General features: G+C 68.5%; 1 protein-coding gene. It reads left to right on the forward strand.

Annotated features, from left to right (window positions below):
- On the forward strand, positions 1-530 hold a 530-nt coding region (locus AC1DWF_RS38230), incomplete at both ends, for a TAXI family TRAP transporter solute-binding subunit (protein ID WP_476843608.1).

A 530-nucleotide genomic window follows, 5' to 3' on the forward strand; every position in this document is an offset into this window, starting at 1 on the left:
CCGATATGAAGGGCAAGCGCATCTCGACCGGCGCGCCCGCCTCGGCCACTGAGCTCTTCGCACGCCGCCTGATCGCCGCGGCCGGTCTCGATATCGCCAAGGATTTCCGTGGCGTCGAGCGCCTCTCGCCGGCCGAGAGCACCAACGCCATCCGCGACGGCAAGATCGATGCCTATTTCTTCGTCTCGGGCATCCCGACCAGCGCCATCACGGACCTTGGCGCCACGCCCGGCACAACCTTGGTCCTGGTCGACCATGCCGATGCGCTGGCGGCCATCGTGCGCGAGCACGGGCCCGTCTATTTCGCCGAGACCATCCCGGCCGGGACCTATCCCGGCCAGACCACGCCGAACCAGCAGCTCTCGGTCGCGAACATCCTGGGCGTGCGCGAGGACGCCTCGCCGCAGCTGGTGACGCAGATCCTGAACATCCTCTGGAACAACCGCGAGGACTGGGCGCGCGTCCATTCCGCCGCGCAGGACTTCACGCTCGATCAGCAGAAGACCGCCGCCGCCGGCGTGCCCTGGCAC

This window comes from Aminobacter sp. P4_D5 (assembly GCF_056401815.1).